Annotated in this window: 16 protein-coding genes; 7 read left to right on the top strand and 9 right to left on the bottom strand. The window is 62.6% G+C overall.

Features of this window, described 5'->3' with window-relative positions:
• Nucleotides 1-186 precede the first annotated feature (186 nt).
• The 7 genes from olsB to sppA all read right to left on the bottom strand — a co-directional run bounded on the left by olsB (nt 187) and on the right by sppA (nt 5,596).
• Complete coding sequence (gene olsB, locus FF124_RS19575) at nt 187-1,062, bottom strand: l-ornithine N(alpha)-acyltransferase (protein WP_187327014.1); 876 nt, start codon at nt 1,060-1,062, stop codon at nt 187-189.
• 312 nt (nt 1,063-1,374) lie between these two features.
• Nucleotides 1,375-1,863: a signal peptidase II gene (gene lspA, locus FF124_RS19570; RefSeq protein WP_138750168.1), complete on the bottom strand. Its 489-nt coding sequence runs from the start codon at nt 1,861-1,863 to the stop codon at nt 1,375-1,377.
• The gene (locus FF124_RS19565; protein WP_138750167.1) at nt 1,860-2,729 is read right to left on the bottom strand and encodes a TrmH family RNA methyltransferase; all 870 of its coding nucleotides are present in this window, start codon (nt 2,727-2,729) and stop codon (nt 1,860-1,862) included. Before FF124_RS19565 ends, lspA begins: the two co-directional genes overlap by 4 nt.
• Complete coding sequence (locus FF124_RS19560; RefSeq protein ID WP_138750166.1) at nt 2,726-3,844, bottom strand: class I SAM-dependent methyltransferase; 1,119 nt, start codon at nt 3,842-3,844, stop codon at nt 2,726-2,728. The genes FF124_RS19565 and FF124_RS19560 overlap by 4 nt, the downstream gene beginning before the upstream one ends.
• An 81-nt stretch (nt 3,845-3,925) precedes the next feature.
• Nucleotides 3,926-4,273: a LapA family protein gene (locus FF124_RS19555; RefSeq protein WP_138750218.1), complete on the bottom strand. Its 348-nt coding sequence runs from the start codon at nt 4,271-4,273 to the stop codon at nt 3,926-3,928.
• A gap of 47 nt (nt 4,274-4,320) precedes the next feature.
• Entirely contained in the window at nt 4,321-4,617 is a 297-nt protein-coding gene (locus tag FF124_RS19550) for an integration host factor subunit beta (RefSeq protein WP_138750217.1), read from the bottom strand.
• 25 nt (nt 4,618-4,642) lie between these two features.
• Nucleotides 4,643-5,596: a signal peptide peptidase SppA gene (gene sppA, locus FF124_RS19545; protein WP_138750165.1), complete on the bottom strand. Its 954-nt coding sequence runs from the start codon at nt 5,594-5,596 to the stop codon at nt 4,643-4,645.
• Between the two features lie 228 nt (nt 5,597-5,824).
• Here sppA and FF124_RS19540 point away from each other — a divergent pair, with 228 nt between their 5' ends.
• From FF124_RS19540 to ptsN, 6 genes are all read left to right on the top strand, one after another.
• Nucleotides 5,825-6,499, top strand: a complete 675-nt coding sequence (locus FF124_RS19540) for an LPS export ABC transporter periplasmic protein LptC (RefSeq protein WP_138750164.1) — start codon at nt 5,825-5,827, stop codon at nt 6,497-6,499.
• Between the two features lie 8 nt (nt 6,500-6,507).
• Nucleotides 6,508-7,071, top strand: a complete 564-nt coding sequence (locus FF124_RS19535; protein ID WP_138750163.1) for an LptA/OstA family protein — start codon at nt 6,508-6,510, stop codon at nt 7,069-7,071.
• A 6-nt stretch (nt 7,072-7,077) separates the two neighbouring features.
• Nucleotides 7,078-7,899, top strand: coding sequence for an LPS export ABC transporter ATP-binding protein (gene lptB, locus FF124_RS19530; protein ID WP_138750162.1), 822 nt, complete (start codon nt 7,078-7,080; stop codon nt 7,897-7,899).
• Between the two features lie 144 nt (nt 7,900-8,043).
• Nucleotides 8,044-9,579: an RNA polymerase factor sigma-54 gene (gene rpoN, locus FF124_RS19525; RefSeq protein ID WP_138750161.1), complete on the top strand. Its 1,536-nt coding sequence runs from the start codon at nt 8,044-8,046 to the stop codon at nt 9,577-9,579.
• A gap of 351 nt (nt 9,580-9,930) precedes the next feature.
• Nucleotides 9,931-10,506, top strand: coding sequence for a ribosome hibernation-promoting factor, HPF/YfiA family (hpf, locus tag FF124_RS19520; RefSeq protein ID WP_138750160.1), 576 nt, complete (start codon nt 9,931-9,933; stop codon nt 10,504-10,506).
• Between the two features lie 62 nt (nt 10,507-10,568).
• On the top strand, nt 10,569-11,033 hold the full coding sequence (ptsN, locus tag FF124_RS19515) for a PTS IIA-like nitrogen regulatory protein PtsN (protein WP_024708273.1): 465 nt from the start codon (nt 10,569-10,571) through the stop codon (nt 11,031-11,033).
• A gap of 305 nt (nt 11,034-11,338) precedes the next feature.
• Here ptsN and grpE read toward each other — a convergent pair whose 3' ends face one another.
• Both grpE and hrcA read right to left on the bottom strand, forming a co-directional pair.
• Entirely contained in the window at nt 11,339-11,959 is a 621-nt protein-coding gene (gene grpE / locus FF124_RS19510; RefSeq protein WP_138750159.1) for a nucleotide exchange factor GrpE, read from the bottom strand.
• Nucleotides 11,960-12,061: 102 nt separating this feature from the next.
• On the bottom strand, nt 12,062-13,144 hold the full coding sequence (gene hrcA / locus FF124_RS19505) for a heat-inducible transcriptional repressor HrcA (RefSeq protein ID WP_138750158.1): 1,083 nt from the start codon (nt 13,142-13,144) through the stop codon (nt 12,062-12,064).
• Nucleotides 13,145-13,304: 160 nt separating this feature from the next.
• Here hrcA and rph point away from each other — a divergent pair, with 160 nt between their 5' ends.
• A complete protein-coding gene (gene rph / locus FF124_RS19500) occupies nt 13,305-14,027 on the top strand; it encodes a ribonuclease PH (RefSeq protein ID WP_138750157.1) in 723 nt (240 codons plus the stop codon).
• Nucleotides 14,028-14,033 lie beyond the last annotated feature (6 nt).

Below are 14,033 nucleotides of genomic sequence, written 5' to 3'. Positions count from 1 at the left end.
CGGACGCCTTGCAGCAAAAATCCCTTCCCTTGAGGGAGAGATGCCCCGACAGGGGCAGAGAGGAGTGAAAACCTGTCCGCAGATTCGGAAGCCCACGGCTTATGCCCCTCCCCCTTTCTGTCGCGTTCGCGACATCTCCCCCCAAGGGAGGAGATTGTCGGGGGCTATGCGCCGCTCTCCGAAATTTCAGCTCGCGAAACGGCCGGCGTCGGCGCCGTAATAGTTGAGATAGCGGTCGGAGATCGAAGAAATCGGCAGAACCACAAGCACATCGGTCGTGTTGAAGGCATGGTCGATGACCGCGCCATCGCCCACCATCGCGCCGAGGCGCAGATAGCCCTTGATCAGCGGCGGCAGACCGGTCAGCGCCCGGCGTCCGGAGACATCTTCGGCGCTCATCAGGTTCATGTCGACGGCAAGTTCCGGCTGCGCGTTGACCGCCCATTCGCCGGTGGCGCGGGCATTGTGGTAGAGAAAGGAGAGCGCCATGGCGTGCTCGGCCGGGTTCGTGCCGTGGAAGGAGGCGCAGCCGAACATGACGCCGATATTGTGCTTCAGCGCATAGGCCCAGTTGCCCTGCCAGAGCAGTTCGACGGTGCGCTTGCTGCGGTAATCCGGCAGCACGCAGGAGCGGCCGAGCTCCATGAAGCGGACATCGGGATGACGGGCGACGAGCTTGTCGGTCTGGTATTCCGCATCGGAATAGAACCCGCCATGCTCCATCGCCACCTCGTGGCGCAGAAGCCGGTAGGTTGCCACGATCTGGTCCTCGACATCGCCGTCGAGCTTGGTGTCGAGTACGAGCAGGTGGTCGCAGATTTCGTCCCACCGGTCGAAATCGCGCTTGGCGCGCATGGCGTCAGCCGGAAGACGGGCCTGCATCTCGTCGACGAAGACACGATAGCGCACCGCCTGCGCGGCCTCGATTTCGCCGGGCGTGCGGGCAATGCGGGTTTCAAGCGAGCCTATACGGCCCAGAATGCCTTCCTGCAGAAGCGCCGTGCTCACGGCCGGGGCCGCGCCGGCGCGTTCGGCTGCCTGAAGAAGATCGAGCGCTTCCATGGTCATCGCGTGTTCCGGATCGTTCATCTTGGATGTCATAAACCATCTAACTGCGACACGTTCGTGACAGTCGCATCCCGCCGTTCTGGAGGTTACATTGTTAAAAAGAGGTCCTCTCGCGTCAATTCTCCGCCGCCTCTCACGTGCCTTCCGGGCACCGTCCTCATGCCAAAAGACTAGTACATGGAGAATGCGAGGTCCAGAAGGTTTTGACGCCTCGTCAACATCCGGGGACAATTCAGGGCCGAAGCAACGGTCCTTCAATCCCTTGATGTTCAAGCACTTTCTAAATTGACGGCCGGTATTTCCGGTTTACGCGTCGTCGCCTCCGGGGCTTTTGAACAGGAATTCCTGGACAAAGATCATCACTGCGCCGACGGTGATGTAGCTGTCTGCGAGGTTGAAGATCGGGAAGGTCCAGCCGCCGACATGGAAGCGGATATAGTCGACCACGTGACCGTAGATGAAATGGTCGAGAATATTGCCGAGCGCGCCAGCGACGACGAGCGCAAAGCCCAGCAGCGCCCAGGCCTGCCCCGGCGCGGTCTTGCGCCAGAGATAGATGACGACCGCGACGATGACGAGCCGCATGCCGACCAGCGCCCAGCCGTTGGTATCCGACAGAAGCGAAAAGGCGATGCCGGGATTATAGGTCTTGAACAGGCCCAGGAAGGGCAGGACGTCGATTGTCCGGTGAAACGGCAGATAGAGCTCGACCGCATATTTGACCACCGCATCGATGAGCAGCGCGATGACGACGAAGGCGATGGCCGGGCCGGGGCGCGAAAGCGGCGATCTCATCGGCTTTTCTCCGGTGTGTCGAGCGACAGAAGATGGCGGCGCGCCTCATAGAGCATCACACCGGTCGCGACCGCGAGATTGAGCGAATCAGCCCTGCCCTGCTGCGGAATGCGGGCAAGCCGCCCCGCGCCTTCGGCGAGTTCCGGAGGAAGGCCCTGCTGCTCATTGCCCATCAAAAGCACGACCGGCTTCTTCGTATAGTCGATGGTCCGGTAATCGACGGAACCGGCAAGATGTGTGGCGACGATCTCGGCGCCGCTCTTTCCGGCCCAATCCAGGAACGCGCGCGGCTCGGCGCGCGAGACCGGAAGGGCGAAGACCGAGCCCATGGTGGCGCGCACGGTCTCCAGCGAAAACGGATCGGTGGTCTCGCCGACAAGGATGACGCCCGCCGCGCCCGCCGCATCGGCGGTGCGGATGATGGTGCCGAGATTGCCGGGATCGCGCACCCTATCGAGCGCCACATAGGTCTCGGTATTCGCCGGGCGGATATCGGCAAGCGGCCGGTAATGGCTTTCGAACACGCCGACGACCATTTGCGGATTGTCGCGCCGCGTGATCGCCGAAAGCACCTTTTCGGAGACCTCCAGCACCAGGCCGCCGGATGCGATCGTCTTGGCGGCGACCTTTTCCACCTGCGCCTTGCCCTTGGCCGCCTTGGCATAGATCAGCGTGCGGATCGACCAGTTGAGTTCCAGAGCATCGATGACCAGCTTCAGCCCCTCGGCCATGAAGGTTCCGGTCTCCTCGCGGTGCTTCTTCTGCGACAGCGCGCGGATATCCTTGATGATCGGGTTGGTAAGGGAGGTGACTTCCTTCACCGTGCCGACGCGCGGCGCGCGCCTGTCGTCTCGCTCGAAGCTCATTGGGGCAACCACCGCGCATAAAGGGATGTTGAAAGGGCGCGGCCGGGCTGATCGCCGGAAAGCCCCGCCTCGCGAATGACGAGTTCGCCCGATTCGACCACGCCGCCGAAGCCGCGCATCGTCTCCATCATCAGCTCGTGAACCGAATAGAAGCTGGCGCGGATCGAATAGGCCGTCAGCACGAAGCCGAGCGCATCCGGTTTCAGGATCGCGCGGCAGAGGTCCAACATTCGAGGCAGATGCTCGAAAAGCTGCCAGACCTCTCCATTCGGCCCGCGTCCGAATTTCGGCGGATCGGTGAGGATGATGTCATAGTGGTTGCCGCGTCGCTCCTCGCGCTCGATGAACTTCATCGCATCATCGCAGATCCAGCGGATCGGACGATCGTTGAGGCCAGAGAGCGCCTGGTTCTCGCGCGCCCAGCCGATCGCCTTCTTCGACGCATCCACATGGGTCACTTCCGCGCCGGCGGCAGCGGCGACCAGCGAGGCAACGCCGGTATAGCCAAAGAGGTTGAGCACTTTAGGCGGGGTCTTGCCGCCTGCGGCCTGCTGCAGCACATCACGCATCCATTGCCAGTGGGCGACCTGTTCGGGAAACACGCCGACATGGCGAAAGGCGGTGAAGCGGCCGAGGAAATCGACGTCCATGATCCGCAGCGGCCATGTTTCGCCAAGGGCGGCCTTGGGAAAGCGCCAGCGCCCCATGCCGTCCTCGTCCGTATCGCCGGTGAAAATCGCATCGGCATTGGCCCAGATCTTTTCATCGAGAAGCGGGGGCCACAGCGCCTGCGCCTCGGGGCGAACGATGCGATAATCGCCATATTGCTCGAGTTTCAGCCCGTGGCCGCTGTCGATCAGGTGAAAGCCGTCGGCGGAGACCGACTGGAGAATGGTCGGCACGCGTTCTGCCGGGCGTTCGCCTTCCCGCATCGCGATCCACTGCGGCTCGGGCTGGCGGCTGCGGCGCTCGGTCTGCTTGTCCGCCGGGGCCGCGGCCTTGCGCCGTTCGACACGGCCTTCGGACCGCGCGCCCTTGCGCTGCCGGTCAGGCTTGGCCTGCGGCTTGCCGCCAGCCTTGTTGCGGCGGGTCTTGTCGGCTCTGGAAGGCGTCATGAAAGGCGATCATCCCGCGAGTGTTGGAAAGCTGCGGTTTATCAGCCCTGTTACGAAAATGGCAAGTCTTCTCGCATCGTCTCAGGAGGACGGCAGTTGATCGAGCGGGCGGGCAGACGAGACTTCGGTGCTCCGCGCCTTCTGCTTGTCGGCCTCCGCGCGCCAGAGTGCGGCCTCGCGCTTGCTGGATTTGGCGGTCTTGCGGTGCTTGCGCTGGGAGATCCAGGTAAACAGCGCGCCCAGCAAAATGCCGAGAATAAAGGCGATGAAGATGTAGACGAAGAACGGAGCGGAGACGGCGAGCACGTTGTCGCTGGCATTGAAGGGGTTCAGAGCCATGGTCACCGACTGCCGGTTGGCAACCGACAACAGAACCAGCACCACCCCGATGGGCAGAAGAATGATGAGATTGACAAGCTTTGACATGATGCGCCTCGAACGCGTTTCCTTATTGCCGGCGATCCGGCCCGCAGCCGTTAGTCGTCGTCTTTCTGGTCGGGATTGAGGCGTTCGCGCAATTCCTTGCCGGTCTTGAAGAACGGCACCCATTTCTCTTCGACGAAAACGGTGTCGCCCGTGCGCGGGTTTCGTCCCGAGCGCGAGGGGCGGTTCTTGACCGAAAACGCACCGAAGCCGCGCAACTCGACTCGGTTGCCCGCCGCCAGCGCATCCGCGATCTCGTCCAGAATTGCATTCACGATATTTTCGACATCGCGGTGATAGAGATGCGGGTTACGCGCCGCAACAATCTGTACCAATTCCGACTTGATCACACCCAGCCCCTCAACGCTCTGATTTTCATTGCCAATCAGTCTGCCCGACAGACACAAGCCCGTCAACAAGGCCGGTCTGGCGAAGGATATCCTCGCTGACAAACCAGCCAAGTCCGAGCGATTCGAGCAGTTTGGCCCCCATTCTTGCTAAACCGACCCCGAAGCTGTCTTTGTTTACGTTATCCCAAGACCGGATTTCAAGGGAGTCCGAAACGCCGTTTGCGGCAAGATAGGCCTTAATTTCTTCGCGACCGCCAATTTCGTCGACCAGTCCGGCCCCAACCGCCTGCCGTCCGGTCAGGATCCGTCCGTCGGCGAGCTCCAGCGCCTTATCGCGCGGCATGCCGCGACGCTCGGCGACAAGATCTACGAACCAGTCATAGCTGTCCATCACCAAGGCGCGGACCATGGCCTTCGCATCCGCGCTCGCATCGTCGAACGGCGAAGGCTCGGCCTTCATCGGCGCGGATTTGATCGAATCCACGGAGACGCCGATCTTGTCGAGCAGTTCCTTCGCCTGCGGATAGAGAAAGATGACGCCGATCGAACCGGTGATCGAGGTATCGCCGGCAAAGATGCGATCGCCGGCCAGCGCGATCATGTAGCCCGCCGAGGCGGCCTGGGTGCGTATCTCGCTGACGACAGGCTTTGTCTCTGCCACCTTGCGCAAGGCCTTGTAGACCGCCTCGCCGCCGAATGTCGTGCCGCCGCCGGTCGAAAGAGACACGACCAGCGCCCTGGCCGCCGGATCCTCGCCGATCTCGCGGATCGTCTCGAGCATCGCCGGATCGTCGCCGACGACGCCCGAGACCGACAATTGCGCGACGTGCGGGCGGGCGAGCATGGTCCCCGGCTCGGCCCCGCCATAGGCCTCGTAGAGCGCGACCACGAGCAGGACGGCGACCGCGAGAGCCGCCGCACGCCACCAGCCAACGCGCCGCCTGAGGCGCCTGCGCTCAAGGATATCCGATAGGTTCATCAACGCCCTCACAGTGTTTTGAACGGCGCGCATGGCTGCCGCGCTTGGCGAATGTGCGTGCGACGCTCATCTGATGTCAATCGCGCATGGCCCGTTTTTCGGTCGCCAACTTGTTATGGCCGGCAAAACATAATACCCATGAACACTGAGAGGCAACGGCTCAGGCTGTCGCAGGGCCCGTGGCGGCCGGGAATGACAGGCCGTCCGAAGACGACGAGACGACACAAGATGAGCATTGCAACCACAACGCATGACGACAAGGGTCTGTCCGGGCCATCCATCGAGGAAGGCTTCCGCAAGGCGCGGCGGCATTCAGGCCATGTGCGTCGCCTCAAATTCCTCCTGCCGCTTGCCGCTGTTGTGATCACGATCGGACTGATTGCCGCAACCTTTCTGCGCTCGATCGTGCCCGACAACATCTCGCTCGATGCCGCATCGATCGAGAACGGCATGATCGTCATGACCAATCCCGGCATGTCGGGCCGCAATTCCGACGGCATCCGCTACTCGCTGAAGGCGGATCGCGCGCTGTTGCCCGCCGCCAATCCCGACGACAGCACCGTGCTGCTCGAAAACGTCATTGCCACGGTTCCCGTCGAGGATAATGTGACGGCCGTGGTCGATGCGGCGCGCACGCTCTACGACCGCGCCACCGAGAAGCTGACGATAAACGACCCCTTCACCATCGAGCTTTCGAACGGCATGCATGCGGATTTCACATCCGCCGAGATCGACATCAAGGCCGGAACGCTGTCCAGCGACACGCCGGTGTCCGTAACTGCGCCGCAGGCATCAGTGGTTGCCGAAAACGTGAATATCATCGATAACGGTCAGAAAATCCGCTTTGGCGGCGGCGTTCACGTCACGCTGTCGCCGTCGGCACTGGCCCGCACCGGACAATGAGGTTTCGGATGGATCTGAGCAATTTGAAATTCTGCGCCCCGCGCCGCTCGACCGCGGCAACGCTGGCGCTTTTGTGCGCGCTGGCGCTGCCGGCGGGCCAAAGCCTCGCCCAGTCGACCCAGACCAGCGGCTTCCAGCTTTCCGGCGACGAGCCGATCGACATCGACGCCGACGAATTCGAAGTGGATGACGCGACCAAGCTGATCACCTTTTCCGGCAATGTCGTCGCCGTCCAGGGCGAGAACCAGGTCAAGGCCGGCAAGATGACCGTGCGCTATGCCGGCGGCTCGACCGGGATCGCCTCCGGACAGGGCGATATCGAGCGAATCGACCTCAGCCAGTCGGTGCAGCTTCTCACAGACACGCAGACGGCCACCGGCGACACTGGCTATTTCGACATGGTCACCCAGCATTTCGTGCTGGAGGGCAATGAAGTGGTGCTGAAGGAAAGCGGCAATGTCTTCGTCGGCTGCAAGCTCACCGTCGACATGAACACCAGCCAGGCCAAGCTTGACGCATGCGGCAAGCGCGTGCAGATCCGGCTCAACCCGCAGTCACGGCCAGGCAACTGATCCCGCATGCCGAAGACAACGACAAGAAAAACGCTCTCCACGGCAGAGCGCCCGTCCGTTACCGCAACTGCGCCCCAGAACGGCGACCGCGAAAACGGCCGTTATGACGGCACGCTGATCGCGCAGGGGCTGACCAAGACCTATCGCAGCCGGCGCGTCGTCAACGGCGTGTCGCTGGTGGTGCGCCGCGGCGAGGCCGTCGGCCTGCTCGGCCCCAACGGCGCGGGCAAGACCACCTGTTTTTATATGATCACCGGCCTGGTGCCCGTCGATGAGGGCTCCATCGCGCTGCATGGCCGCGACGTCACCGGCCTGCCGATGTACCGCCGCGCCCGCCTCGGCGTCGGCTACCTGCCGCAGGAAGCCTCGATCTTTCGCGGCCTCTCGGTTGAAGCCAACATCCGCGCCGTGCTCGAACTGACGCCCCTGAAGAAGAAGGAGCGGGAAGAAAAGCTCGAGCAGCTGATGGAGGAATTCGGCATCGCCAAGTTGCGCAAGACCTCGGCCGTGGCGCTTTCCGGCGGCGAGCGCCGGCGCCTCGAAATCGCCCGCGCGCTGGCAACCGACCCGGCCTTCATGCTGCTGGACGAGCCCTTTGCCGGCGTCGACCCGATTTCGGTCGCCGATATCCAGAACCTGATCCGCCACCTGACGCGGCGCGGCATCGGCGTCCTGATCACGGATCACAATGTCCGCGAAACGCTTGGCATGATCGACCGCGCCTATATCATCCATGCCGGCGAGGTGCTGACCCACGGCAAGGCCGACGAGATCGTCGCCAACACCGATGTGCGCCGTTTCTACCTCGGAGACAATTTCAGCCTGTAGATGCGAACGCCCGAGCAGCGGATTCCGGCTTGATCACAAAGCAATTTTTGTGCCAGTCTCCCATCTGTACACTTTGATTTGTTCAGTACGCATATGGTCGCCCGTTCGGGCCGGCGATAGCGACCCAGGGGTTTTGCTCGCGTCATGGCATTAAGCGCCAATCTCTTTCTCCGACAGAACCAGTCGCTGGTCATGACGCCGCAACTGATGCAGTCCATTCAGCTGCTGCAGATGCCGCATGCCGAACTTAACCAGTTCATCGCCCAGGAAGTGGAGAAGAACCCGCTTCTGGAGGTTGCCGGCGAAGACGGCGGACCGGAGGACCGGCCGGAGGTTGCCGAACCACAGGAGACCGCCGGCGCCGACCTTGCCAGCGACTGGTATTCCGACGACCGGCAGGCCGACGGCACGGCCCGGCTCGGAGACAGCCTCGACAGCAATTTCGACAGCGCTTACGGCGAAGACAGCCCGCCTTTGCGGCCGGATGCGCCGGAGCTGATGAGCCAGTGGAAATCGATGCCGGGCACGCTTGGTGGCGACGACCATGTCGACCTTGACGAATTCGTCGCCGGCAGGCCCTGCCTGCGCGATCACCTCACCGCCCAGATCGCGCTCACCTTCAAGCGTCCGGACGAACAGGCGATCGCCCGCCACCTTGTCGACTATCTCGACGAGGCCGGCTATTTCCGGGGCGAGACCGCCGAAATCGCCGAACGCGCCGGACTGACCGCCGACAGGCTGGATGCTGTGCTGGAGCGGCTGAAAACGCTCGATCCGCCCGGCATCTTCGCCCAGTCCCTTTCCGACTGCATGCGTCAGCAATTGCTGCAGACTGAAGGCCTTACCCCGGCAATGGCGGCCCTGGTCGACAATCTCGAACTGGTCGCCCGCCGCGATTTCACCAGGCTGAAGAAGCTTTGCGGCGTGGAAGAACAGGATCTTCTGGCGATGATGCAGACGCTTCGCCGGCTGAACCCGAAACCGGCCGGCACCTTTTCCAGCCAGCCGCCCGAATCGGTCCTGCCCGATGTCATCGTCTCGGCCCGCAAGGAGGGCGAATGGCAGGTGGAGCTCAATCCCGACACGCTGCCGCGCGTTCTGGTCAATCGCTCCTACCTTACCGAAATCAAGGCCTCGCGCGGCATGTCGGAGGCCGATGATGCCTTTCTCAACACCTGCCTGCAGACGGCAAACTGGCTGACGCGCAGCCTCGACCAGCGCGCCCGCACAATCTTGAAGGTCGCAAGCGAGATCGTGCGCCAGCAGGACGCCTTCCTCAAGCACGGCGTCGATCATCTGCGGCCGCTCAACCTGAAGACCGTGGCCGACGCGATCAAGATGCACGAATCGACCGTCAGCCGCGTCACCTCCAACAAGTTCATCCTGACCCCGCGCGGCCTTTACGAACTGCGCTATTTCTTCTCCGTTTCGATCGCCTCCGACCAGGCGGACGGCAGCGCGCTTTCGGCGGAATCGATCCGCCACAAGATCCGCCGCATGATCAGTGCGGAAACGGCCGAGGCGGTCCTGTCCGACGATGACATCGTCTCAGCACTCAAGGACGAGGGCATCACGCTGGCCCGCCGGACCGTGGCAAAATACCGCGAGGCCATGTCGATCCCCTCCTCCGTCCAGCGCCGCCGCGAAAAACGCGCCTACGCCAAGGCCGTCGGCGCCTGAGCCGCGGTGAGAACGGCCCCGGCAAAGGCGCCGCCGTGATTGACTTCGGCCAACATGGACGGTAGAGCATCCGCCGCAAGAGGGGCGCCGCCTCAGCAAGGGAGACGGGACGCAGATGCTCCGGGACCGGGATAAGCGGCAAACCAACCGCACCCGGCGGCAAAAAATCGCAAGAAGAATATTGCGGAGATCCCGCTGGCAAACGGCTGAAAAATGCCCAAATGAGTTATGATGACAATCAGTCATCGAAGTGCCGTCCCGGTCACCGGAAGGCCATGCCTGTAAGTTCTTGGAGGAGAACGGGGCTTGGCTTAAACTGGTGCCCGCAAACGATAGAAGAAGGGAAGATCCATGAGTGTTCGCGTCTCGGGAAAACAAATGGAAGTCGGTGAGGCTTTCCGTGAAAAAATCGAAGACCAGATCGAGGAAGCGGTCACCAAATATTTTGACGGCGGCTATTCCGGCCAGGTCACGGTCGAGAAGTCGGCAGGCGGCTTCGAGGCCGACTGCAAGGTCCATCTCGACAGTGGCGCCGTGCTGCATGCAGCCGGCAAGGCCCATGATCCCCAGGCCGCCTTCGACGCAGCGTTCGAACGCATCGCCAAGCGCCTGCGCCGCTACAAGCGCAAGCTGAAGGATCACCACCAGCACAATGGCCACGCCGATTTCGCCGAAGTCGCCTATTCGGTGATGGACCTGCCGCAGGAGGATGAAACCGAGATTCCGGAAGACTATGCGCCGGCCATCATCGCCGAAGCGAAGACCGAGGTCCGCACAATGGCGGTGGCAACGGCCGTCATGGCGCTCGACATGACCGACAAGCCGCTGATGCTGTTCCGCAACCCGGACAACAAGACGCTCAACATCGTCTATCGCCGCCCCGATGGCAATATCGGCTGGATCGACACAGCCGGCATCAAGGGCTGAACCCACTTTGGCGGGTGCCGTTCAGGCGCCCGCCCCCAAGCCGCAACCCAGGATACCAGGATATGGCCCTTGACGACCTGCTGAAACAGGAGGCGATCATCCCCGCCCTCAAGGCAAACTCCAAGAAGCAATTATTGCAGGAGTTGGCCGCCAGAGCGGAGGCCGTGACGGGAATTCCCGAGCGCGAGATCTTCGAAGTGGTGCTCCAGCGCGAGCGCCTCGGTTCGACCGGTGTCGGCAACGGCATCGCCATACCCCACGGCAAACTGCCGAAGCTTGACCACATTTGCGGCGTGTTCGCCCGCCTGCAGCACCCCGTCAATTTTGAGGCGCTGGACGACCAGCCGGTCGATCTTGCCTTTCTTCTGCTCGCCCCCGAGGGCGCGGGCGCGGATCATCTCAAGGCGCTCTCGCGCGTGGCGCGGCTTCTGCGTGACCAGGACCTGGTCAAGAAACTCCGGGCGTCGGATTCCGAAAGCGCGATCTACGCCTTCCTGAATACCGATCCGGATTCTTCCGCGGCCTGAACCTGCGGCAAGCATTTTCCCAGTAAAAAAGCGTTCCGCAAAAGCGAAACGCCACGGACTGCTGCCCCCTCGTGGTCTGGGTCATCCTCGTGCTTGACACGAGGATCCAGGCTGCCCGAGAAATGGCTGCAGAAAGCCCCTGAATTCAAGGAGTTGCGCCGCCTGGATGCTCGGATCAAGTCCGAGCATGACGCCTCATGGGGAGGTCTCGCGAAGTGGCGCGCCCTAGGTCGCATGCTTTGTCAGCAGTCTGAGGCGTTCCGCAAAGCGAAACGCCTCTTTTTGTGTTGTTCGCGAAGCCGTGCTTATTCAGACTTGTCCTCACCGGCCTGCTGCGCGAGATCGGCTTTTGGCCCGCCCTTCGAGACGCCGACCATGGCCGGGCGCAGGACGCGATCGCCGATCATGTAGCCGGTCTGGACGACCTGAACCACCGTGTTGGCGGGAATTTCCGGGTTCGGCACCTCGAACATCGCCTGGTGGAAATGCGGGTCGAATTTCTGCCCTTCCGCCTCGATCGTCTTCACGCCATGGCGTTCCAGCGCCGACAGCATGGACCGTTCGGTCATCTCCACGCCTTCGACAAAACCCTTGATCTCGTCGGAGCGCTTGTCTTCGGGCAGACTGTCGAGCGCCCGGCGCAGATTGTCGGATACGCCGAGCATGTCGCGCGCAAACGCCGTGACCGAATAGGCCTTGGCGTCCTTCACGTCGCGGGCGGTGCGCCGGCGCAGGTTTTCCATCTCGGCGGCGAGCCTGAGCAACTGGTCGCGCTGCTTTTCGTTCTCCTCACGCAGAAGATCGATCGGATCGGGCTCAGCGATTTCGGCATCCGCAGCCGCCTCGACCGGCGCATCCGCCTCAAGGTCGACCACCGTCTCGTTGATTTCCTCGTCAGTGCCGTTCTTCTTGGTCTCGTCGGTCATGACGTCTCCGCACGTTGCAGTTTGTTCTTGAATCTCTCGGGCCACGATATCGAGGTTCATTCCCGAAAAATCAAGGCCCTCCCCGGTATTCACATGGCGCGCTCAGCGAGAACGCGACATTCGCGACAGAAGATGGGCCGTATAGTCCACCATCGGCACCACCCGGGCATAGTTGAGACGCGTCGGTCCGATCACGCCGACCGCGCCGACGACCTGGTTGTCGCTGTCGCGATAGGGCGCGACCACGAGCGAGGAGCCCGACAGCGAGAACAGCTTGTTCTCCGAGCCGATGAAGATGCGAACGCCCGAGCCGCTTTCGGCCAGGCTGATCAGCTCGATCAGGCTTTCCTTCTTCTCAAGATCGTCGAACAGCATGCGCAGCCGATCAATATCGGCGGCATCGGCGACGCCTTCGAGCAGATTGGCCCGGCCGCGCACGATCAGCCGGCCCGGCTTGCCCTCCTCCGAACTGCCAGACCAGACGGCAAGGCCGCGTCCGACGAGATCCTGCGAAAGCTGGTCGAGTTCGTGGCGCACCTCGTCCTTCAGCAGCCCCAGAACCGTTTTCAGCTCCGGCAGGGTCTGGCCGTTCAGATGCGCGTTGAGGAAATTCGACGCCGCCGTCAGCTGCGAGGAGGTCGTGCCGGCCGGCAGGTCGATGATCCGGTTTTCAACCTCGTTGTGCTCGCCGACAAGCACGGCCAGCGCCTTGGTCGGCTCCAGCCGGATGAACTCGACATGCTTGAGCACGGTGTTGCTCTTCGACGTCATCACCAGCCCCGCGCCGCGCGACATGCCGGAAAGCATCTGGCTTGCCTCGTTCAAAAGCCCGTCGACGGGCTGGCCGCGATCGACGCTCTTCATGTGGCGCTCGATCTCGGAGCGCTCGCTTTCAGCAAGGTCGCCCACCTGCATATAGGCATCGACAAAGAAGCGCAGGCCGATCTCCGTCGGCAGGCGACCGGCCGAGACATGCGGCGCGTAGATCAGGCCGAGTTCCTCAAGGTCGCTCATCACATTGCGAACAGAGGCCGGCGACAGCGACATCGGCAGGAGCCGCGACAGGTTGCGCGAGCCGAGCGGCTCCCCGCTTTCCAGGTAGCTCTCGACAATCGCGCGGAACACCTCGCGCGAGCGGTCGTCCAGTGTCATTGCCGAATTGTCTGCGCGTCGATCTGCTGTCATGCTTCAAATGGCCGGGTGGTTCGTCTGCTTCGACCCATAATATAGTGTCGGCGCGGCGCTTCGCAATTCGTCTTTGCTGCGCGCCGGCCTGCCGTTTTTCTTTGCAAAAGCCGCCTCTTCCTTCTAGAACCGCCGCAACGAAAACCGGAAGGACCACACCATGCGGCCATCAGGCAGACAACTCAACCAGATGCGCAATGTTTCCTTCGAGCGTGGCTTTTCCAAGCACGCGGAAGGCTCCTGCTTCGTCAAATTCGGGGATACGCATGTTCTGTGCACCGCCTCCCTCGAAGAGCGCGTTCCGCCGTGGCTGCGCAATGGCGGCAAGGGCTGGGTGACGGCCGAATACGGCATGTTGCCGCGCGCCACAGGAGAGCGCATGCGCCGCGAGGCCTCCTCCGGCAAGCAGGGCGGCCGCACGCTGGAGATCCAGCGCCTGATCGGCCGCTCGCTGCGCGCCGTCGTCGATCTCGAAGCCCTCGGCGAACGTCAGATCAGCGTCGACTGCGACGTCATCCAGGCAGACGGCGGCACCCGCACCGCCTCGATCACCGGCGCCTGGATCGCGCTGCATGATTGCCTGAAATGGATGGAAGCCCGCAGCATGGTCAAGACCGACAAGGTGCTGAAGGACCATGTCGCGGCAATCTCCTGCGGCATCTTCGCCGATCAGCCGGTCATCGACCTCGACTATCTGGAGGATTCGTCTGCCGAGACCGACGCCAATTTCGTCATGACCGGCACCGGCGGCATCGTCGAGATCCAGGGCACCGCCGAGGGCAAGCCCTTCTCGCAGGACGAATTCCTGACGCTCCTGGACTTGGCCCGCAACGGCATTTCCGAGCTGGTGGACCTGCAGAAGAAGACCATCGCCGGCGTCTGAAGGAGT

The organism is Martelella lutilitoris (assembly GCF_005924265.1).
Taxonomy (GTDB): Bacteria; Pseudomonadota; Alphaproteobacteria; order Rhizobiales; family Rhizobiaceae; genus Martelella; species Martelella lutilitoris.
Note: the sequence above shows the minus strand (reverse complement) of the source record. Positions and strands in the feature narration are given on the sequence as shown.

Bases quoted from the DNA above. Each gene is read 5' to 3' on its own strand.
- olsB (WP_187327014.1), bottom strand. From the start codon at position 1,062: ATGGAAGCGCTCGATCTTCTTCAGGCAGCCGAACGCGCCGGCGCGGCC.
- lspA (WP_138750168.1), bottom strand. From the start codon at position 1,863: ATGAGATCGCCGCTTTCGCGCCCCGGCCCGGCCATCGCCTTCGTCGTC.
- FF124_RS19565 (WP_138750167.1), bottom strand. From the start codon at position 2,729: ATGAGCTTCGAGCGAGACGACAGGCGCGCGCCGCGCGTCGGCACGGTG.
- FF124_RS19560 (WP_138750166.1), bottom strand. From the start codon at position 3,844: ATGACGCCTTCCAGAGCCGACAAGACCCGCCGCAACAAGGCTGGCGGC.
- sppA (WP_138750165.1), bottom strand. From the start codon at position 5,596: ATGAACCTATCGGATATCCTTGAGCGCAGGCGCCTCAGGCGGCGCGTT.
- FF124_RS19540 (WP_138750164.1), top strand. From the start codon at position 5,825: ATGAGCATTGCAACCACAACGCATGACGACAAGGGTCTGTCCGGGCCA.
- FF124_RS19535 (WP_138750163.1), top strand. From the start codon at position 6,508: ATGGATCTGAGCAATTTGAAATTCTGCGCCCCGCGCCGCTCGACCGCG.
- lptB (WP_138750162.1), top strand. From the start codon at position 7,078: ATGCCGAAGACAACGACAAGAAAAACGCTCTCCACGGCAGAGCGCCCG.
- rpoN (WP_138750161.1), top strand. From the start codon at position 8,044: ATGGCATTAAGCGCCAATCTCTTTCTCCGACAGAACCAGTCGCTGGTC.
- hpf (WP_138750160.1), top strand. From the start codon at position 9,931: ATGAGTGTTCGCGTCTCGGGAAAACAAATGGAAGTCGGTGAGGCTTTC.
- ptsN (WP_024708273.1), top strand. From the start codon at position 10,569: ATGGCCCTTGACGACCTGCTGAAACAGGAGGCGATCATCCCCGCCCTC.
- grpE (WP_138750159.1), bottom strand. From the start codon at position 11,959: ATGACCGACGAGACCAAGAAGAACGGCACTGACGAGGAAATCAACGAG.
- hrcA (WP_138750158.1), bottom strand. From the start codon at position 13,144: ATGACAGCAGATCGACGCGCAGACAATTCGGCAATGACACTGGACGAC.
- rph (WP_138750157.1), top strand. From the start codon at position 13,305: ATGCGGCCATCAGGCAGACAACTCAACCAGATGCGCAATGTTTCCTTC.